This window comes from Facklamia sp. P13064, assembly GCF_050409425.1.
Taxonomy (GTDB): Bacteria; Bacillota; Bacilli; order Lactobacillales; family Aerococcaceae; genus Facklamia.
The window spans coordinates 1-19,954 of record NZ_JBNUPM010000016.1; the positions used below are offsets into that span (position 1 = coordinate 1).

The 19,954-nt window shown below is 35.7% G+C and carries 18 protein-coding genes and 1 pseudogene; 3 read left to right on the forward strand and 16 right to left on the reverse strand.

Annotation, left to right across the window (positions count from 1 at the left end; translation table 11 throughout):
* Positions 1-290 precede the first annotated feature (290 nt).
* The 6 genes from ACQV2S_RS07175 to ACQV2S_RS07200 all read right to left on the reverse strand — a co-directional run bounded on the left by ACQV2S_RS07175 (position 291) and on the right by ACQV2S_RS07200 (position 4,388).
* Positions 291-938: an ABC-2 transporter permease gene (locus ACQV2S_RS07175; protein ID WP_428885284.1), complete on the reverse strand. Its 648-nt coding sequence runs from the start codon at positions 936-938 to the stop codon at positions 291-293.
* Between the two features lie 173 nt (positions 939-1,111).
* Entirely contained in the window at positions 1,112-1,777 is a 666-nt protein-coding gene (locus tag ACQV2S_RS07180; RefSeq protein ID WP_428885286.1) for an ABC-2 transporter permease, read from the reverse strand.
* The gene (locus tag ACQV2S_RS07185) at positions 1,774-2,622 is read right to left on the reverse strand and encodes an ABC transporter ATP-binding protein (RefSeq protein ID WP_428885287.1); all 849 of its coding nucleotides are present in this window, start codon (positions 2,620-2,622) and stop codon (positions 1,774-1,776) included. The genes ACQV2S_RS07180 and ACQV2S_RS07185 overlap by 4 nt, the downstream gene beginning before the upstream one ends.
* Positions 2,609-2,995 carry a GntR family transcriptional regulator gene (locus ACQV2S_RS07190; RefSeq protein WP_428875552.1) on the reverse strand — a complete coding sequence of 129 codons (387 nt, stop codon included), beginning with the start codon at positions 2,993-2,995 and terminating at the stop codon, positions 2,609-2,611. The genes ACQV2S_RS07185 and ACQV2S_RS07190 overlap by 14 nt, the downstream gene beginning before the upstream one ends.
* A gap of 108 nt (positions 2,996-3,103) precedes the next feature.
* Entirely contained in the window at positions 3,104-3,304 is a 201-nt protein-coding gene (locus ACQV2S_RS07195; protein WP_428885289.1) for a cold-shock protein, read from the reverse strand.
* Positions 3,305-3,524: 220 nt separating this feature from the next.
* Positions 3,525-4,388, reverse strand: coding sequence for a GNAT family N-acetyltransferase (locus ACQV2S_RS07200; RefSeq protein WP_428885290.1), 864 nt, complete (start codon positions 4,386-4,388; stop codon positions 3,525-3,527).
* Positions 4,389-4,573: 185 nt separating this feature from the next.
* On the opposite strand from ACQV2S_RS07200, the gene ACQV2S_RS07205 reads away from it, so the two are divergent.
* A complete protein-coding gene (locus ACQV2S_RS07205) occupies positions 4,574-5,323 on the forward strand; it encodes a hypothetical protein (RefSeq protein ID WP_428874220.1) in 750 nt (249 codons plus the stop codon).
* A gap of 150 nt (positions 5,324-5,473) precedes the next feature.
* On the opposite strand, the pseudogene ACQV2S_RS07210 reads toward ACQV2S_RS07205, so the two are convergent.
* From ACQV2S_RS07210 to fdrA, 8 genes and pseudogenes are all read right to left on the reverse strand, one after another.
* A pseudogene (locus tag ACQV2S_RS07210) lies at positions 5,474-5,739 on the reverse strand (DUF1722 domain-containing protein).
* Between the two features lie 130 nt (positions 5,740-5,869).
* Positions 5,870-6,703: a TspO/MBR family protein gene (locus ACQV2S_RS07215; protein WP_428875331.1), complete on the reverse strand. Its 834-nt coding sequence runs from the start codon at positions 6,701-6,703 to the stop codon at positions 5,870-5,872.
* A gap of 148 nt (positions 6,704-6,851) precedes the next feature.
* Complete coding sequence (locus ACQV2S_RS07220; protein ID WP_428874218.1) at positions 6,852-7,109, reverse strand: DUF5960 family protein; 258 nt, start codon at positions 7,107-7,109, stop codon at positions 6,852-6,854.
* A gap of 169 nt (positions 7,110-7,278) precedes the next feature.
* The gene (locus ACQV2S_RS07225; RefSeq protein ID WP_428874217.1) at positions 7,279-8,895 is read right to left on the reverse strand and encodes a PucR family transcriptional regulator; all 1,617 of its coding nucleotides are present in this window, start codon (positions 8,893-8,895) and stop codon (positions 7,279-7,281) included.
* Between the two features lie 276 nt (positions 8,896-9,171).
* Entirely contained in the window at positions 9,172-10,242 is a 1,071-nt protein-coding gene (allD, locus tag ACQV2S_RS07230; RefSeq protein ID WP_428874216.1) for an ureidoglycolate dehydrogenase, read from the reverse strand.
* A 9-nt stretch (positions 10,243-10,251) separates the two neighbouring features.
* A complete protein-coding gene (gene allE / locus ACQV2S_RS07235; RefSeq protein ID WP_428885291.1) occupies positions 10,252-11,040 on the reverse strand; it encodes a (S)-ureidoglycine aminohydrolase in 789 nt (262 codons plus the stop codon).
* Positions 11,041-11,973 (reverse strand): DUF2877 domain-containing protein, encoded by a 933-nt coding sequence (locus tag ACQV2S_RS07240; protein ID WP_428874214.1) that lies wholly within the window; start codon positions 11,971-11,973, stop codon positions 11,041-11,043.
* A complete protein-coding gene (gene fdrA, locus ACQV2S_RS07245; protein WP_428885293.1) occupies positions 11,966-14,974 on the reverse strand; it encodes an acyl-CoA synthetase FdrA in 3,009 nt (1,002 codons plus the stop codon). Before fdrA ends, ACQV2S_RS07240 begins: the two co-directional genes overlap by 8 nt.
* A gap of 291 nt (positions 14,975-15,265) precedes the next feature.
* On the opposite strand from fdrA, the gene ACQV2S_RS07250 reads away from it, so the two are divergent.
* Together ACQV2S_RS07250 and ACQV2S_RS07255 are read left to right on the forward strand one after the other, a co-directional pair.
* Positions 15,266-16,018, forward strand: coding sequence for an alpha/beta hydrolase (locus ACQV2S_RS07250; RefSeq protein WP_428885294.1), 753 nt, complete (start codon positions 15,266-15,268; stop codon positions 16,016-16,018).
* A gap of 23 nt (positions 16,019-16,041) precedes the next feature.
* Positions 16,042-16,974 carry an AEC family transporter gene (locus tag ACQV2S_RS07255; protein ID WP_428885295.1) on the forward strand — a complete coding sequence of 311 codons (933 nt, stop codon included), beginning with the start codon at positions 16,042-16,044 and terminating at the stop codon, positions 16,972-16,974.
* Positions 16,975-17,076: 102 nt separating this feature from the next.
* On the opposite strand, the gene allB is transcribed toward ACQV2S_RS07255, so the two are convergent.
* A complete protein-coding gene (allB, locus tag ACQV2S_RS07260; protein WP_428874208.1) occupies positions 17,077-18,441 on the reverse strand; it encodes an allantoinase AllB in 1,365 nt (454 codons plus the stop codon).
* Between the two features lie 52 nt (positions 18,442-18,493).
* Entirely contained in the window at positions 18,494-19,942 is a 1,449-nt protein-coding gene (gene allW / locus ACQV2S_RS07265; protein WP_428874207.1) for an allantoin permease, read from the reverse strand.
* Positions 19,943-19,954 lie beyond the last annotated feature (12 nt).

Here is a 19,954-nt window from a genome sequence, read left to right on the forward strand (position 1 = left end):
TTCCTTTCGCTAAGTTGTTTGTATATCTTTAGTGTAACAGAAGCTCCCTATTTTTATTTGTTTTATGTCACATATGTATTATCGTCTAACATATTTGAAAGTAAATGATGCTTTTGTTAAACGTAAATGATGCTTTCATATATAATTAGCTGGGAAGTCAAGCGGCTGTAAGCCAATTGAAATGATACGAATTATTAAATAGCTGTTTTAACATCCTATATATTATTACTCGATGAAATGTTTCAGCTGAAAACACTTAAATGATTGTCGAATTTTACTCCCTTGTTCATTTAATAGTCACGTCTTCTCATAATCTTCATACTTATAATTAAGGAAGCAAAATAAGTAAAACTCATGACTAGTATGGAAGTAAAGAGTTGGCTCCATTTATTTGAAAAGAAGTTTTTCAAAATCCTGTATAAATCTGTTGAAATTATCTTTTCAATGAATAAAAAGAGGACCACTCCAACAATACAAAGGACTAAAAAGCTAAAGATTATTAATAGTGTCCCTTCTGAGCCAAATTTTAATTGAATAGGTAACAGTATCAAAACCAGGATTGAGCTAACAGCCAAAATCATTAGTATCGTCAAAAGATTGTCTATAAAATTGAAAGTTTGTGGACTTTGAAAATAAGCGACGAGTGAAGTCAAATAAACTTCAAAAACTAATAAACCTATTAACCCTATGATTAAGGAAAAGTATTTTGAATATACGTAATCTTGGCGGGTATATGGTAGGGTCAAAAGCATTGGCATCCCATTTTCCCTCTCATCATAAGTCATGGGTGACAGTATCAAAGATAAGATTGAAACTGAAATAACACTTATCAAAGCCAGGTCACCAGATTTAATATACAAGATAATGAAAATCATTATTATTGGTAAAAAAATATGTAACTTGGTCTTGCGAATTAATAGCCAATCTTTATATAGCAAACCTTTTATAAGCCACCACCTCCTTTTATTAATTTTACATCGCTTTACACTGATTAATTATTCGTGGAGAACATCAAAAAGGGGCATTGATTTTCTAAGCTGAATTTTAATATGAATGACTTAAGTGAACGTTTAATCTTGATCAATGACATTTCTATATTTGCCTTCATAATTTAATACTCCCGCTTTTGCATGATTCTGTTACTTATATAATAGGATATGCCCATCATTCCTGCTATCACTAGTATAAATAAAAAGAAAACATTCCAATCATTTGCTAAGAAACTTTGCAAGAACTGTATTTGATCCAATGAAATTAACTTAAACTCCTTAATAAGATAAAGAACTCCCATTATTCCTCCAAATAATAAGCCACCTACTACCATCATGGCAATCATTGCTTTTTTAACACCATATTTTAAATAAATGGGAAGCAAAATCCAACACATAGCAGAAGATACCACTAAAGTACTCAATATTTCAAGAAAGTTGTCAGTAAAAGAAAATTCTTCAATATTTTTGAAGGTAGCCATACTGGTGATTAAACCCACTTCAAAAATCAATAAAGTAACGATGGTTATAACTGCAAACAAATATTTTGAACGCACATAGTCTTGCCGTGTATACGGTAGCGATAAAAGCATGGGCATGCCATTATCATACTCATCGTAAGAAATAGTCGAAATAATGGAGAATAGACCTACCATCGAGGTGTAAGTCATAAAAAATAATTTATCGTCCCCACTATAAAGCACAATGATTCCTACCACTACTGGTATCAGAAATTGCAGACCCATCTTACGAATTAGTAGCCAATCTTTATAAAGCAATCCTTTCATTTGCGACCACCTACCATTAATTTAATTAAGTCATCCACCGAAGCTTTTTCGATAATTACTTGTGGATAATTTTCCAAATAAAACTGTCTTTGATTGGTTAAGCAGCAATAACCATAATTTGTCTGATCAATCTTAATGATATGCGTTTGATCGATCTGATCCAGTTCTTCTTGACGAAGCTTTAAAATACCATAGCTAGATAAAAGTTGATCCATTTCCTCGTACATAACTATTTTACCTTGATCGATAAGGTAGAAATCATCGCAAATCCCTTCCAAATCTGTGGCAATATGGGAAGAAATTAAAATGCTCGTTTGCGGAGACTCGTCTAAGTATTCACGCAAAATATCTAATATTTCTTCACGCGCCACTACATCCAACCCTGAGGTCGGCTCATCCATTATTAAAAATTGAGCTTTATGCGAAATGGCCGTAATTACTTTCAGTTTTGCCTGCATACCTGTCGAAAATTTTTCAAACTTTTTATCCCACGTTAAGCCTTGCTGGTCTACAAAATGTCTAAACATGGCCTCATCAAAGTTTCGATAGCTACGCTTTAAGATAGCTAAAACATCTTTACAATTCATCACTCGACTAAAATTGGAATCCGACAAAACGACCCCCAACTTCTCCTTGTCATGACCAGATAACTGATTAACCAGACGCCCAAAAAGTTCAACTTCCCCTTGATCAGGAAAGATCAAACCAAGAATCGCCTTAATCGTCGTTGTCTTGCCAGATCCGTTCCTACCCAAAAAGCCAGTTACCATTCCTTCTTTAACTTGCAAACTGCAATCGAGCTGAAAAGAACCGTAATTTTTCTTTAAATGATTAACTTTTAACATCCCAATCCCCCATTAATAAATCAAATATGGACTGCATTTCATCTTTACTTAAGTGAAAAAGTTGTGCTTTCTCAATTGCTTGAGCCATTATAGCTTCCACTTGCATCAACTGTTCATTACGTAAAAGTTCTTGATTGGCTTCTAAAACATAGGAGCCCTTACCATGAACTGTCTCAATAAACCCTTCTCTCTCCAATTGGTCATAAGCTTTTTTGACCGTTAGCGCACTGATCTTCAATTCCTTAGAAAGGGATCTCACGGAAGGAAGCGCACTTGCAGTCGGTATTTCTCCTGCTAGAATCATTGCAGTTATCTGGTCTACAATTTGTTCATAAAGAGGAGTCATACTTGTATTATCGATAATTATTTGCATGCATTTTGCCCCTTTCGTAAACAGTGTATAACAGTATATAGCACTTGTCAATCCTTTTATAAAAAACACAAAAAAACCCACCAGCAAAGCTGGTGGGTTTAAATTATATTAAAGTTTTACGATGTTTGCGGCTTGGTCGCCACGATCGCCTGAAACAACATCGTAAGACACTGCTTGGCCTTCATCTAATGTTTTGAAGCCGTCTCCAGAAATAGCTGAGAAATGTGCGAAAACATCTTTCCCATCTTGTCCTTCGATAAAACCAAAACCTTTATCGGCATTAAACCATTTCACTGTACCTGTATTCATATATAAATCCTCCTGTGTGCGTCTTAAGCACTTTGTATTGCAATAACTAAATAATTAAAAAGAAGATTTACATTTGTTGAATGGAAATGACTTAATTAACTTATTTCTTTACTACTCACCTAGTATAGTCCAAAATTATTGATCTGTCAAACTTTATTTGAAAGTAAATGATGCTTTCATAAATTAAGAGCTAGAAAGTCAAGTGGCTGTACTAAATGTTCTATTTTTTAAGTTCTAAGTGGACAATACGAGTGATTTCCTTAAACCCTAACTTTTTATAAAGATTAAATGCAGTTTGGTTATCTGCTTCAACTGTTAAGTGGAAAGGCTTATGATTTGATTGAATCAAATCATTAATTGTTTGCTTCATTAGGTAAGTGGCAATTCCCTGCCCTTGAAAATTTGGGTCCACTGCAACACCAAATAAATAATTGACATCTGAGCTTTGGTCAGCAGAAATGGATGCAACTACATTCCCTTGGCATAGGGCTACATAGATGGGGCTTTCTTGGTTTGCTACTGTTTCTCTAGCATATCGTAGGCTCAGCTCATAATCATCCTCAAAGCTTTCGGATTGAAAGCGAGCAATTTCCTCTACATGTTCCTCAGAAGCAATCAGAACTTTAATATCAAAACGTTCTTCAACTGAGTAAGGACTTGTCCCATAAGCCATTAATACTTCCTCATCTGTTAACAATAAGTTTAAAGAGACTAAAAATTTTGGATTTTCATCTATAAATATGCGTTCCGTTTTAAAAGTAAGAGATTTAATTCCATAAGAAGCAGTTTCTGATTGAAAGTTTTCGTAAAGTTTAGATGCTATGCCCTTGCGTCGATAGTTTGGATCGACAATTATTGAAAGTTCCGCTTCAGCATCATCGGCATAAACTGCTAATAAACCTATCATTTTCCGATCTTTATAGGCCGTAAAAAAACTAGGCATTGATCGATCAAAATTGTATCGATTAAATAGATACGGATCAGAAAAGGTTCGATCCACTTGATGTTTGTGTGTTAAAAGATCTTTTGCTGCTTGTATGTCGTTATTAGATAGATTTTGTTTACTTTGATAATGAATATTCATCTTACACACCCTTTTTAGCTAAGAATTAAATTTATTGCTTGATAATTTTAAGCTGAATAATCTGATTTAATGTTATAGATTTATATATCAGTCTTTCTTCTATATTACATTAAAGTGAAAGTTGTTGCTATTTGATAACTTGTATAGCATATTATAAATAACAAATCATTTGAGAGGTGGTCACTATGAAGAATAAATTTTTTATTAAAGTCCTCTGTTTAACATTAGGAATTATGACAGTAACCCTTGAGGCCAGTGCTGAAAATAAAGAAAAAGAGAGAATTCCTGCAAAAATTCAATCCAGTTTGAAACTAGAAAAAAAAGAAACTGCTAAAGCAGGGGCGATGACCGAACAATTAATCAAGGATGGCAATTCAAAAGTCACAAAGTATGATAAGAAGAACAAAGACTATCAAAATCAAGAAGCCATCATTCCAAAAAACTATTTAGACGTTATGCATACCGAGGGAAAAGTTTTAGGAAAAAACCCCAATACCATCGAATCAAATGGGATCGTCGTCGAATATATTCCTTTAGAAGATAATACAGGCAGTAAAGATGACTTTGACCAAGTGAATGATGTATTAGGGATAGATGGTGTTCCTCAAGTTGGAATGAATGGTATCCGTACCTTTTTTGGCCATTATTATGACCATATTAATACAGGAGCTTTTGCTCCCTTTGCTAGCAACAATTATTTTGAACCGGGTAATGAATTTATTGTTACAGATAAGGACGGAATATCCAAAGGCTATGAAATCACAGCAATCATTCCCATTCAAACTGACTTCCAATATAACTATTTCTATAATGAAGATTCAATTCCCTTCCTTGCCTATTACGGAAATGGCGATGACATGGCTGCCTTTATGACTTGTCGTTGGGATAAAGCTATTGGCCAAATGGATTTTGCTATAGCTTATCGCATTTGGTAGATATCAACCTTCAAATTAACTCTAATTAATTTTGACCTTCCTTTTGGAAGGTTTTTTCTAATAAAAAGAGCCTTTCACCATTCAATCCTAGTTAAAAACTTAAATTAAATGAGTAGAAGACTCTAATTGGAAATTTATTTAAATTCGCTTTTATTTTAGTAAAGTCGATGCCTGCAAATAAGAATTGGTGTATCGCTCAAGTAAATGGTTGATATATTTAATGACATCTTTTGGTTCGATTTTTCCTTGTGGATAGACCTCTAAGCTGCTTAAAAATCATCTTTTTCCTGCTGATTGGCTTGTTTTTTAAAATAAGCCCATCCATGAAGCAAGGCATTTACGCTTTGCTTTTGGTTTTCTGGCATTTTTCGGCAATATCTTTTTTCCACGAACATATTCGAGGTCAACATGATCATTTTTAAGGTGCTCTTTAATCTCTAAGTAAATATTTTGTAATTTAGAAAGAACTAAATACTTATTTCTTCTCCAAAGAGATTGACTTTCTTTTTTTGAAATTTTGACCCACCATATTTGTTCCCTTTCTACTCATTGATTTTGGCTGTTTAGATCCTTTGGGAAGATGCTATTTTTATTCCTAACAAACCGATAGATAGACGATACTACTAAGATAGCTAAACCAGCTAATAAGACAGCTTTAATACTTGTTACTAATTCCGGACTATGTACACCTTCTTCATAATTACTATAAATGCCATAGAAAGCCCAAGCTATTGAGATAGGAAAGAAAGCATTCTTATACATAAAGACATAGCCTACAACGAAAACAATGGCAATAATAATAACCACCAATGACCACACTGAATCTGAGATACCAAAGCCATCCCAGCCTATTTTGACTAAGAAAATAGAGATGTTTAAAAAAGTTGCGATTAAAACCCAAGCAGCATAGAGTGTAAAAGCGTAAGCTGGTAAATTATAAGAAATGTTTTTACTATTATAATTAATTTTTTCAATCAGTTTCATTAATGCTAAGAGTAATATAAAAATCATCACAACAGAAAGACCTATCAATTCGTATGAAAAACTAAAGATCCAACCCATATTAAAAAGACAGGAAACGATAAATAAAGGAGAAATCAGTGAAATAGTATGCATAATTTTTTTATCATCACGCTTAAAGGCTAAATAAGTCAGCGTGATTAACACTAAGGTGTAAATCACACCCCATATACTAAAAGCAAAACCAGCGGGAGTAATCAGTGTTGTATATTTAGCAGATACTTCTTGCTGGCTCATATCATTAATTAAACCTGATCCCCCCAAATAATTGACAAATATGGTAAGAAAAAAAGAGATGAAATCAGCTATTATCCAAAAATTTGTTCTATTAACAGCTTGACTCTTTGTTTGTTCTAACATATTTATCATTCCTTTTTACATTTTAAACTAACGACCTTTAGGTACCCCTCAACTCAATTCAATTCAATTCAAAAAAACGTTTCCACTTTGATTATAACATCTTTACTTATTAATAATATGTTCTGCATGTTTGTCCATTAAATAAATTTTAAAACAAATCACAGCCACGATATTCATAGAACTTATCAACTACACGAAAATAAAAACAATGATTTTTGCCGTCTAAACTTTTTGCTCGAGGTAAGATAAAAAATGTTATCTCATCTCTTTGCATCATCTTAATAATGCTGTCGATTACACAATAAAGAGGCAAACCTACAGCTGAATATCTCATATAATCTTCTTCTAATTGTCGATAGGCCAAATCAAAAAAATTAATTTCCAGCGCTTGTTCTTCCTTCAACATCGAATCACCTCTTCAACATTATAGAACGTATGTTCGTTTTTTCAAGAGGTTTTAACTTTTAGCATTTTTTATCTTTATTAAAGTCCTTTGCAATAAAATAGCAAACTCTCTTAACTCCAGCGATGAGCCATAAGAGTTTGCTCAAACTGATCTGCATATGACTGATAAGCTAGACGCTAAGCATTAAGGCTATTCTAATGTTTAAGGACGCTCTTGGGTCGGTAACATCAACTCCTAATAATTCTTGACATTTCTCAATACGATATTTGACGGTATTTCGATGAACAAATAGTATATTGGCAGTTAACGTTGTCTCACACTGATTATCTAAATATACCTTAAGGGTTTCACGTAATTCTTTTAAATTATTTGTTTGAGGATAAGCTAACTCTTTTAGTACTGATTCGCAAAAATAATTAATATCTTTACTGTCGATATCGTGAAAAAGATGTTGAACTCCCGAATTGTTATAATAGCTAATAGTCTCTTTATTATAATCTGTCAATCGAGCTTTAAATGCTAAGGACGCTTGGTCAATCGACCTGGATACTTGATCAATTGAACTGACTGATTCGCCGACGCTAAAAATCATGTCAATATTAACCAGTTTTAACAAATCATCATGACACTGCATTAATTTCTCATCCAGATTACCGACATGATTTTGTAAGATTAGATAGAGATGGGCATTAGCGTCTGTTTGAAATAAAAACATATCCTTAAAATATTCTTGACCATAAATTTTTAGAAAATCTAAAATTAACGCATATTTTTCATAGAGTTTAACTGTTTTTAATTTAGGTTCCAGTGCACTTGAAACATTTACTTCAACAGCCAAGTAATAGTTGGAGTCAACATATTTAATTTCTTCAATCGTTTTATAAAGAATCCCTTTATTTAAGGTATCTCCTCCCATAGTCTCTAACATAAAACTAGAGGAAGTGTGTAAATAGCTGGAAAAAACTTTTTCCGTTTTATAAAGAATATAGGAAAGAACTAATTTGGCTTGATCAATCGTAAAGGCAGATATGGGGTAGGTCATATTCTCTGGGTTTAGTATGAGCAAGTAATGGGGAAAGTATTTAAATACAAAGACACTGCTGGCAGAGATTAGAAGTGTCTGGTCATTTTCATCTTTCATTTTAAAATAATCATTAGGGACTTGTTTTTGTTTAAATCGCTTTTGAAACTGCTCCTGCAACGATTGGATAAGAAGTGGTTTTTTAGTGAAATGATGCGAATAACTCACCACTTTTTTTATTGGGCTCAAGAGAATAATCGGACATTTAATGATTTTACTGAATTCATTGATTACTTTATCAATGGAAGTATTGTTAAGTAAAAGGTCTGAGAATTGCTTTTGAATACTTAGCGCAAACTCAATTTCTTCTTTTCGTTGATTCCAGATATAATTTGAAATTTGATGGAGTAAGCGTCCGAGTGGATATTTATCAGGTATATTAATGATAGGAAAGTTGCGCTGATTGGCATAATCAATCACTTTGGGATGGAGTTCTCCATTAAGAAAACGTCCTGATTTAATGGCTAAACCTACTCCTTTAGCACGAATTAATGAATCGATAAAGGGAATCATCTGCAACTGATCATCTTTAAAAATCATTCCGGTTGTAAGAATTAACGTCTCCGGACTGATATAAAACTCAACATCGGGTGTTTCAGTTATTTCGACGTTACTAACTTCTTGGTGTTCAATTGTTTTTCTATCTGTTAATAATTTAATCTCCGAGAGGTAGTCGATTGTTAATAATTTTTCTACGGATACCACACAAACCATCTCCTTAGTAAACTCATTATACCAAGAGATTTAATTCCTTCCTACTTTTACAAGCCATCTTTTATAGGATATAAAACAACTTAGACTGAGACTAACCAAAATAACAATTTCTTGCTTGAGCAATTTTATAACTGATTTTCATCTTCCTTTTTTAAAAGACTTGACGCTTATCACTTTCTTCAATATAAAAAATAGTCTAGCAATTGATAGATTGTTAGACTATTTTTAAATTTATTAATTATCTTGTTTTTTCTAAGCTTATGTGGTTTATTCAGCAAAAGCACCTTTATTACCATACTGATTAAAATGAACAGTATCTGACTCAAGGTAATCGATAATATGTTTTGGAATATCAATCCCTTTTTCAAGATTACGTTCTGTGCTTAAAACCGCTAATTCTCCAGGATAGTAGACCTGATCGAAGCCATCAGCTGGTTTGATAGCATGCAACTCCTCTACCATCTGTTCAATATTGGAAGTAAATTGATCCAAGCTAGTAAAGCGTGCTGGGTCGACCGCGATATAAACGTGTCCTAAGTCTCTGCCCTTGTCTAAATCATTATACATTGAAGAGACACTCTTACCAAAAGGTAAGCCAAAGAGCATACCCGAAAGAATATCAACAATCATCATTAAACCATATCCCTTGGGACCCGCAATTGGTAAAAGACCTGCTACTTTATGTGGATCGGTGGTCGAATTACCTTCAGCATCAACTGCCCAGGTATCCGGAATTGACTCGCCCTTTGAACGCGCATCCAAGACTTTGCCCCAAGCTTGAACAGTGGTTGCCATATCAAAGAAGATTGGACGACCCTCCTTGCGAGGTGCACCAAAAGCAATCGGATTGGTTCCAAAATAATTTTCAGACCCTCCAAAAGGCACTACCATAGGATCAGATTGTGTCATCGACAGGCTAACATAACCAGCTTCTGCCAACTTCTCAACATAGTAAGCTAACATACCTGTATGACTAACATGGGTGACTCCTACCATGGCAATTCCATTTTCTTTTACTAATTCGATGACTTTTTCTAAAGCAAGATTAGCAATATAATGTCCTTGACCATTGTCACCATCAAAAGTAGCTGTCGCAGGACCTGTTTTTGTATAAGTAATCTTCGGTTCTTTGGTCACGCCCCCCTTGGCAATGCGTTCAGCATAATATGCAACACGAACAGCTCCGTGAGAATGAATATCAGATAAATCAGCATAAGTTAAGTGTTTAGCCGTTTCTAAAGCCGAATCTTCTGGTAGTCCTGCTGCCATTAACTTCTTTTTTATTAAGTCTTGTAGACGACTGGCTTGAATTTTTACTGTTTCATTTTTATCTGTCATTTTATCCTCCTATAGTTTAGGGTTGCGGTTAGCATCTTTAGAATAAACATAAGATAAAGGTTCGTCACGTCCAACAGCATAAGCGCATTGTAAAGAATATCTTCCCATAAAGATGTAGTCACCTTTTTCGACCGGGAACCACTTATTATCAAGGTTATACATTCCTTGACCAGAAAGTAGATAAGCACCATGTTCTTGATAGTGGGTTTCGATATATCCATGACTAGCTCCTGGTTGGAATTCAAGAATATGAATATTCATATCAAAGCCATAATCATCTGTTGGCAAGAAGTTCCATAAGAGGACGTCTTTCATACCTTCATACTCAATTGGTTGTAAATCAGCTTTATTACCCACCACTTTATGCGCTTCATGACCTTCAATAGCATCATAACGTCGTTGGTACAAGAAAACTTCTGTTATCTCTTTTTGAGCATTTTCTAGATACATTAATTGATCTACTGGGAAGAAAGCGTAGCCACCATCTGTTAATAGGTGTTCTTCTTTACCATCACTTACTTTTAATTTGCCTGAGATAACATAAGCAAATGTTTCAAGCCCTTCTCCACCAAAACCACGTTCGTTCTTACCGCCTTCTTGGAACTCTGCAATATAATCATTAAAGCTAGCGCCAAGAGCAGGTGAGCCTAAAATTGAAATCAAAACATTTTCAAATCCTGGAATCTGATTATTCACTAAACCATCATGCGGTAAAATTGCATATAAGTCTTTCTCAACCACAGCACGGCTTTCTAATAAACCATCTCTATAACCTGTTTTATTGTTTTTATATCCCATTTAAACCTCTCCTTTTAAAAGTTTGTTTTTTAGTATTAGTTGTAAGTAAAATTGTGCTCCCAAGAGCATATCATTACCTGAAGTGTGCCCATACGATTGGATTGCACGAATTGATTGACTTAACTGATCAGTTGCTTGATTCTCTATCGCCTCAATCAATTTCAGCCATATCGGATTGACTTGTCTTGCTAAAGCAGCATGATAATAGGCTTGACTAACTTTAGTTGTTGCTTTTACTTTCAGCGCTTGCTGGATGAGATTAGATAATATTACACAGGTTTGTTCAAACGAAGCAATTGGACCTCGGCGACTTAAGAGACTCTGTTCCATAACTAGCATTCCTTGTAAAAAGTCATCTCCCGAAGGAGTTAGTCCAAGCCCTTTACCAAAAAGAAATTGGACTAAATCTGACATTTTAGCTGGATCAGTCAATAAATCATTTTGTAGATCGCCAAGCAATTTGTTTTGATAGTAATTTTGCAGTGTAGCTAACTTATTAAAAGCCGATTGCTGATAAACTTTGGCTTTTCTCAGGCTATCAATAAGCTGTTTTAAATCTTTAACGGTTAGCTTTAAAGAATAAGCGGGTAAACAACAAGAATATCTTTGATAGTCGACTAGATCAATTTTTAGGGGTAAAGGGCGCGTATAGACAATCCATGAATGGTTACGCTGTCGAATTTGTTCACCCGGCTTCAGACAGCGCATCAACTGATTAAACACTTGCTTGTTTTCTAACTGAACGCCTATTACAGAAGCCTTTTCTTGATTAACTGCTGAAAGATAAATCAGTTGTTGTGAACCCTCTGTCTTTCTTGTGACTAAATTAATCCCATGTTCAAAGACAGAGTCGACCCAATATATTTGATCTTCTAAGGGGAAAAGATAAGTCGAGATCAATAGGGCTGTTTTATCCGCTACTAGCTTATTCATCCACCTTAATTCCTAATGATTCCGCAAAAGCTACTAAAGCTTTTTCAAAGCAAGCAATCGGAGCAGTAACCGTTCCAGCACCTACTTGACCGACACCTGCTTTCTTATGTGCAATACCAGTATTAATAATTGGTTCAATTCCTGTTTCAACAACTTTACGAATATCGATTCCTAAGTTAGCTCCACGGAAATCCCAAGTTGGAATAGACCAGTTAGGGTTTTGTGCGCTGACTATTTTTGCTTGTTCATTGGAAATGCGAACTGCGTCTTCAAAACCACCTGCACCGATAAAGCGTGTCACTCCAGGGGCCGCTACAATGGCTGAACCACCTAAACCGATAGTCTCTGTAATTGCAGAGTCTCCGATATCCTTACTACCGTCTTCTTCACTATAACCAGTGAAATATAGACCCTTCGGCGTATTAACAGGTGCAGTAAACCATTGGTCACCCATGGCTGCAATACGAACACCAAAGTTTTCACCATTACGTGCCATAGTGGTAACAATACAGCCTTCTTGAATCTTACGTGCGTAGTCAACAATCGCTTTGCCAGTAGCCATCGCAATATTGAGGAAGAACTGGTCGGTATCCGCTAAGAATTGAATCACTTCCTGCTTTTGTTTAGCATCAATATCTAAGGATGTAATGATTGGAGCAATTTCTTTTAAGAATACGAGGGAAGCCGCAATATTTCTTTGGTGGAATTCATCACCCATGGTAATGGCTTTAGCAATCATAACATTGACATTAATACCACCTTCAATTTGACGTAACGCTTGTCCTAATACAGGCCCTAATACATCACGCATCCATTCAAGACGAGTAATAACTTCCTCATTGTTGGCTCCGAAACGTAATACCGTTCCGATCCCTTCGTTCATAATACAGTAACCAGTGGTACCGTCTGCTTTATTTTCAACGATAAAGACAGGGAAATTAGCAGTAGTAATTCCGCCCATAGGGCCTACTGCGCCCACATGGTGACAAGGCATGAAGGTGATTTCTCCAGCATCAATTTGTTGTTGTGCTTCTTCATGATTGGAAGCCCAGCCTTCAAATAGCATCGCTCCAATAACTGAACCTTGCATTGGACCCGTCATGTTTTCAAATTTCACTGGTGGTCCAGCATGTAAAACAACTTTTTTATCCGTATTTAATTCTGGGATAACCTCTTTAGCATATTTCACATCGATTAAGTAAGGTTGCGAATCTCGCATACGACCAATTACTTTCTGGTTGGCTTCATCAATAGCCTCTGCATGTTTTTCTAGTTCATTTAAGATCTTGATTAATTTCTTATTGCCACCTGCTTTTGGTCGCCAGTTGTATTGAATAGCTTTGCCTCCAAACTTAATAATTGGATCCACAAAACTTTCGATACCAATATTTATAACACGTGGAGAAGTCATCACTAATTCTTGAACGTGTTCACTTGGACTAGGTAATTCGATCTTTTCGCCTGTATAAGCCACATGTTCTTTAGCAGCAAATTGATAGTGAACGCCCATCAATTCTAAAGCTAAACGAATCGCTTTTGCGTTAGTTGTTTCAACATAAACGCCCGCTTCTTTTAAGTTGGCTACAGCCTTATCGTAATCTTGAGGATCATTTGGTGTTCCCGTTACAGTCGCAACAACATAAACTTCACGTTCACTATCAGCCAATTTTGAGAGATTTTCTTGAATAGTAGGAATCAGAGCATTAGCCATATCTGGGTGTGAACCATATCCTAAGACAACATCTAATAAAATAACACCTGTCTTTTCATCTGCAAAAGCTTCTTCTAACTTTTCAATTCGAATACTTGGGTCAATCATTGGATGTGGTTTACCTTGTGTATAAACATCGTCTCCTAAGTCCATCACTTGGAAACCGTGCGTATTTAAGATGTAACCTTCTTCGTTTTGAATATCTCCTAGTTCTAAAGCATCTGCAATTAGCATAGCTGCTTCATTTGCTAATGTTCCACCTGAGTAGAGACCTTTTACTGTTTTATCTTTTAATTGAGATTGGATTTGGTTATCTAACCCGTCCACATATTTAGCTTTGACTTCTTCACCATTAGATAAGTCTATTGCTATTCTAGCTGCTTCTTCTAATGTATAAGCTAAAGCTACATTACCAATATGTTCGGTTGGTTTTTCACCTAAGAAAATGGCTACTACAGGCTTGGATAGGGATTGTAATACTTTAACAACTTGATCCCTTACTTCTTTTGCAGGTGGTTTAGAAATAACACAGATGACATCTGTCAATGGGTGCTTTTCTAAAGCGATAATGGCGTCAATCATGGTACGTGCGCCAACTGCTTCCTTCAAGTCTCTACCACCAGTGCCAATAGCGTGAACTACTCCGCCACCTAAACGGTCAATAATGGTTGTGACTTCTTGAATGCCTGTCCCTGAAGCTCCAACCACACCAATATTTCCTGGTTTCACAACATTGGTAAAGGCCATTGGAATACTCGAAATGATTCCTGTCCCACAATCAGGCCCCATGAATAAGAGTCCTTTTTCATGCGCCTTCTCTTTTAGTCTCACTTCATCTTCCATTGAAACGTTATCTGAGAATGAGAAAACATGTAAATTATTATCAAGCGCCTTTTCTATCTCATAGGCTGCATACTCTCCTGGAATAGATACTAAGGCTAAATTAGCATCTGGTAAAGCTTCCATTGCTTCCTCCCAGTTATCAACATCTACCTTATTATCAGATTCTTTCTTAACCGTTAGGTCTGCCAGAAAATGATCGATTTCTTCTAAAACTTTGTCAAAAACTGCTTGATCTTCTGTTTCAACTACAATTGCCAAATCATTAGCACCAGCAGATTCTAATTCAGGAGTAGATAAACCGGCCCCTTTAAAGATATCCTTATTTGCATCCGTCGCCATCATAACCTGTGCTTGAGTAACACCATCAACTTTATTAATTTCTGCTGATAAAAGCATCAAGTTAATAGAGTCTTGATAATTACCTTTTTGAATTTTTGTGAATAACAAGAAAACCCCTCCCTTTGTCTACTATTATATCGTTTTCCTTCATATAATTCGATTGCTCAGTTTACAAATAAAACGCCTTCTTTTGTTCATTTCGAACAAAAATAAGGTTTCTTTCATTTTAAATTTGTAGTGGATGCGTTAAAAAGAATGTTAAAATAACCTTACAAGAATGGGCTCCATCTCCCTATTTAGAAGAAGGTGATTTAAATTCGACAAATAATTGATGTTTTTCAAACTCCTCACTATAAAATTTCAGCTACACTATATAGATCTTCACTGCCACAAAGCCAGATGTTGATTTATCTTCACGGTGGTGGACTGATTTTTGGTCAACGCGAAGACTTGCCGGGCGAATATATCGAATTACTTAACAGTAAAGGATATTCGATACTAGCTCTTGACTACTTATTAGCTCCTGAAAGTAATTTAGAGCAAATCATTAATCTTTTAAGCAAAACTCTTGAATGGTATCAAAATGCAGGTTATCAATTAGCAGGCCAAATAGATCCTTCGTACAATCTATTTGGCCGGTCAGCCGGAGCTTATCTTGCCCTACAACTAGCTACAAGAAGGTCTTCTAAATGGTTGAAAACTATCATCAGCTTTTATGGCTATTACAAGTTAAATGATGCAAACTTTATCTATCCTAATCCTTACCATAATAAATTTGCGAAAGTGTCCAAAGAATTAATCGAGACTTTCATTCAAAACAAACCTATCAGTCAGGGAAACGAAAATGAGCGTTATTTAATCTACCTCTATTGTAGACAAGTTGGAAATTGGATTGAATTTCTAACGGATGATCCAAACAGTTTTTCACTCACTAAAGAGCAAATTAACCTACTACCTCCTTTACTTCTTGTCCATGCTGATAAAGACCCTGATGTTCCCATTCAACAATCAAAACAACTAAACAAATTCGCTAATCAAAGTTATTTGATTGAGGTTGCTTCTGCAGATCATGATTTCGATCGAACAAATTTAACAAAAGGGAGAGAGGTTTATCTGCAAGTCATAGAGTGGCTTGATTCGTTATCAAATTAAATAAAAATTGAAAGGATGTTTTTATGCAGTTAGATTTTATGTCCACGCTTCAAAGTGTGCTCGTCTTATTCATTCTTATTATTATTGGCTTTTTTGCTGGTAGGTGGAAAGTAATCAGTGCTCAAGGTCAAAAAGATATTACCAACCTTGTTTTGTATATCACCATGCCGGCAACCATCTTTAATGCCATGCAATTAGATTTTAATATTGAACGTGTGCAAAGAGCTTTTACAATTCTAATAATTGTAGCCGTTTGTTATGCTGGTATGTTGTTATTAGGATGGTTAGTTGCTAAACAAACTAAGTTAAGTATTTCCGAGCAGGATGTTTTTAGAGTGGCCCTTCTTTTATCTAATACCTCTTTTATGGGTTACCCTATTGTTAGTAATCTCTTAGGAGAAGAAGCTCTATTCTATGCTGTTATCGGCGCCGGGTTTTTATTTGAAACTGTCTCATGGTCAATTGGTATTTATTTAATGGGAAGAAACGGTTCAGGTAAGGTAGAATTTAATTGGAAAAAAATTGTTCTAAGTCCCGGCATCTTATCGATAGTCGTTGGTTTAATCTTCTTTCTTTTTAGTTGGCGAGTTCCTCAACCCTTGGATAAAGTTTTGAATATTTTAAGCCCGGCAACTTCACCGCTAGCCATGATTGTTGTTGGTTTAATTCTATCGCGCAGTGATATTTCTAAGATATTCGCTAATAAATTCTTATATATTCAAGCTTTACTCAAACTCGTTTTTATACCTCTATTAATTCTCTTTACTTTAAAAGCTTTTAATTTCTCAAACTATGAGTTAATTATTCCGACTATCATGTTAGCTATGCCGACAGCATCTTATGTAGCTATGTTTGCTCAAAATTACGACAATCATCCTGAGTTTGCTAGTCAGATGGTCTTTATGACTTCTCTGCTCTCAGTCGTTACCATACCAATCATCACTTTGCTCTTCTAATTAAAAAGTCTTCTGTTGGTATTAAAAAACCCCTAAGAATTAGATCCAATCTATTCTTAGGGACTATTTGCTTCTTCTGAAAACAAATTAGTCTATATTTAATTATTTAAATTCTCCAACAAACTCCTCTGTTACTCCCTTATCTATGCTATAAACCTCATGTCCTCTTACATAAGTAGCCATAACAGTTGCACCAATTTCGCTACCAATATAAGGACTGATCTTATTGCGATATTCTAAATCTTCAGCAGTTAAGACGTAAGATTTATTAGGATCAATTAAAACGATATCTGCATCTTTGCCTACTGATAAGCTTCCTTTTGTATCATCAATACCAAAACGACGGGCTGGTTGTGTCGCAATCACTTGTGCAAATTGCTCAAGAGACATACCACGCTTATTAACTGCTTCATCAAAGAACACATCGACATCATTTTGTACGCCTGAGATACCGCCCCAAGCATCAAATGCATTTTCTTTATCTTTCAAGTCTGGGGTACATGGGGAATGATCAGAGATTGATGAAATAATATCCCCTGAAAAGACATAATCCCATAAACCATCTTGAGCTTCTTTATCACGGATTGGTGGTGAACATTTAGCCACATTTCCAATAGCATCTAATTGGTCTGTTGTAAAGTATAAATAATGTAAACAAGTCTCACAAGTGACATCGACACCTTCTTGTTGCCCTTTAATAACTGCTTCCACACCTTCTGGGCAAGCCACGTGACAGATATGAATACGACAGCCTGTTTCTTTAGCAAAAAGAATTGCTCGTTGAATAGGTTCCACCTCTGTAAAGACTGGACGAGTCGCCACATACTCTGACAATTTTGATTTGCCTTCCGCTTTTGCTTTTTCACCTAGGCGATCAGTAATCGCTGCATTTTCAGCATGGATAGCTAGAACTTTTCCTGTCTTCGCAATTTGTTTCATCCCTTCGTAGAGTGAATAGTCATCCACATTTTGGAAGTCTCCATCAATTGAACGGTCGCCACAAGTTGCCATAAAACATTTATAGGCCGTTACACCGTTCTCATATAATTCTTGAATACCACCTGTTTCAACATTATAAGGAACGAGTCCTCCAAATGAGAAAACATCCACTTTTAATTTACCTTGACCAGATTGGTATTTGTCCTTAATACTCGCTTCATCAGTTGTTGCTGGTACTTGGTTCAATGGCATTTCTAAGAAAGAAGTTACTCCTCCCTTAGCACAAGCAGAAGTTCCTGTAACATAACCTTCCCACTCATCACGATACCCACCACCATTTTCAGTAATATGAACGTGACAATCAAACATTCCCGGACTAACAATTAATCCTTTAGCGTCAACCTCTTGCTCAGCCGATAAATTTTCACCAATTGCAGCAATCTTTCCGTCTTTGACTGCCAAATCGGTCACAACTGCGCCGCTTTCTAAAATGACTTGACCATTCTTGATGACTAAATCATATGACATAAAATAACCTCCTAATAAATTTTTATTAAGCGTCCAAAATAATTAAATTTAATTATTCTGCACGATTTAATACAAAGTAAACAAGTAATCCCACTACAAAACCATCAATCCAAGAGATTTGGGACAGAAACTCTAGGGCTGGGATAAATTGTCCGACAATTGAAACAACAAACCCACAAATGGTTGCGATATAAGCTTTCTTATTGACACCAGAATAAGGGTTATCCGCTGCTTGCTCTGGTGAATAGTATAGTAAATCCAAGTCGATCTTTTGTTTGTCCACAAAGTAGAAGTGAGCAATCATAACACCGGCTACAGGGCCTAACAAGCTTCCAATATAGTTAAGGAAAACTAGAATTACACTCCCTGACTCCATGAATTTCCAAGGCATTATGATAAAACTGATAATACTTGCGATGATAACACCTTTACGATAATTAATTTTTTGTGGAAAAAGAGCTGTTAACTGGAAGGCTGCTGGAATAATATTACCAGTCGCATTAGTTGAAACGGTTGTCATCAATAAGACAAAAGAAGCCAAGAAAATAGCCGGCATAGAGTCCCATTGATTAATAATTTGTAAGACATCTCCTTGATGTGAAACACCAGTAATGGCCGCACCATTTAAAACAGTGATACTTGCAAAAGCAAAAATGACATACCCAACTAACAACGATAAGATTTGTCCTATTGTTTGAGACTTGGTGGAAGTTGCGTTTTGAGTAAAGTCAGAAACACTTACTCCTGGAGCTGCCCAAACAGATAAGGTAGATGCAATAATAATCAAATAGGCTAGAGGGGTTGCAACCGATTGATTAACAGCTGTTACATGGTCGAAAATTGGTCCAAACCCGCCCGCTACACTCAATCCCCAAACAACCATTCCTCCGAACACAACATAAATAAGTGGATTTAGTATAGCTGTAAACTTGTTTAATACGCGGCCTCCCCCTAAGCCAATCATTACATTGATCAAGAAGAAGACTACAAATGATAAAAAGGCCGGTACAGAAAGGCCTAAAATATTAATGCCTTCACCAACATTCAAGAAAGCTGGCCAAATTCTACTTACTAAGATCAACAAAGCTTTCGAACCTGCATAGTTTTGGACCCCAAACCAAGCAATAGCTGCCACAACTCCCCTTAGAAAGCCAGGCAATTTAGATCCTGCACTACCATAAACAGAACGTAAATGAATGGCAAATGGAATGCCATACATAGACCCTGCTTTACCGTTAACTGTCATTAGTCCCGCTACTGCTAGTCCCGCCAAAATGATAGCTAAGAACACGTGAATAGGTGCCACCCCTAAAGCTAGAAAGCCACCAACAGTTAGATAATTAGGAATATTATGGACCGATCCCATCCACAGAGTAAAGAAGTTAAGTGTTGACATACTACGTTGTTCTGGCTTATTAGGCAATATGTCATCATTGGTATATCCCCTTGATTTAAACAAATCAATTTGTTCTTGTCTTACTAAGACATCATTATGTTCCATTATTAAAAGTCC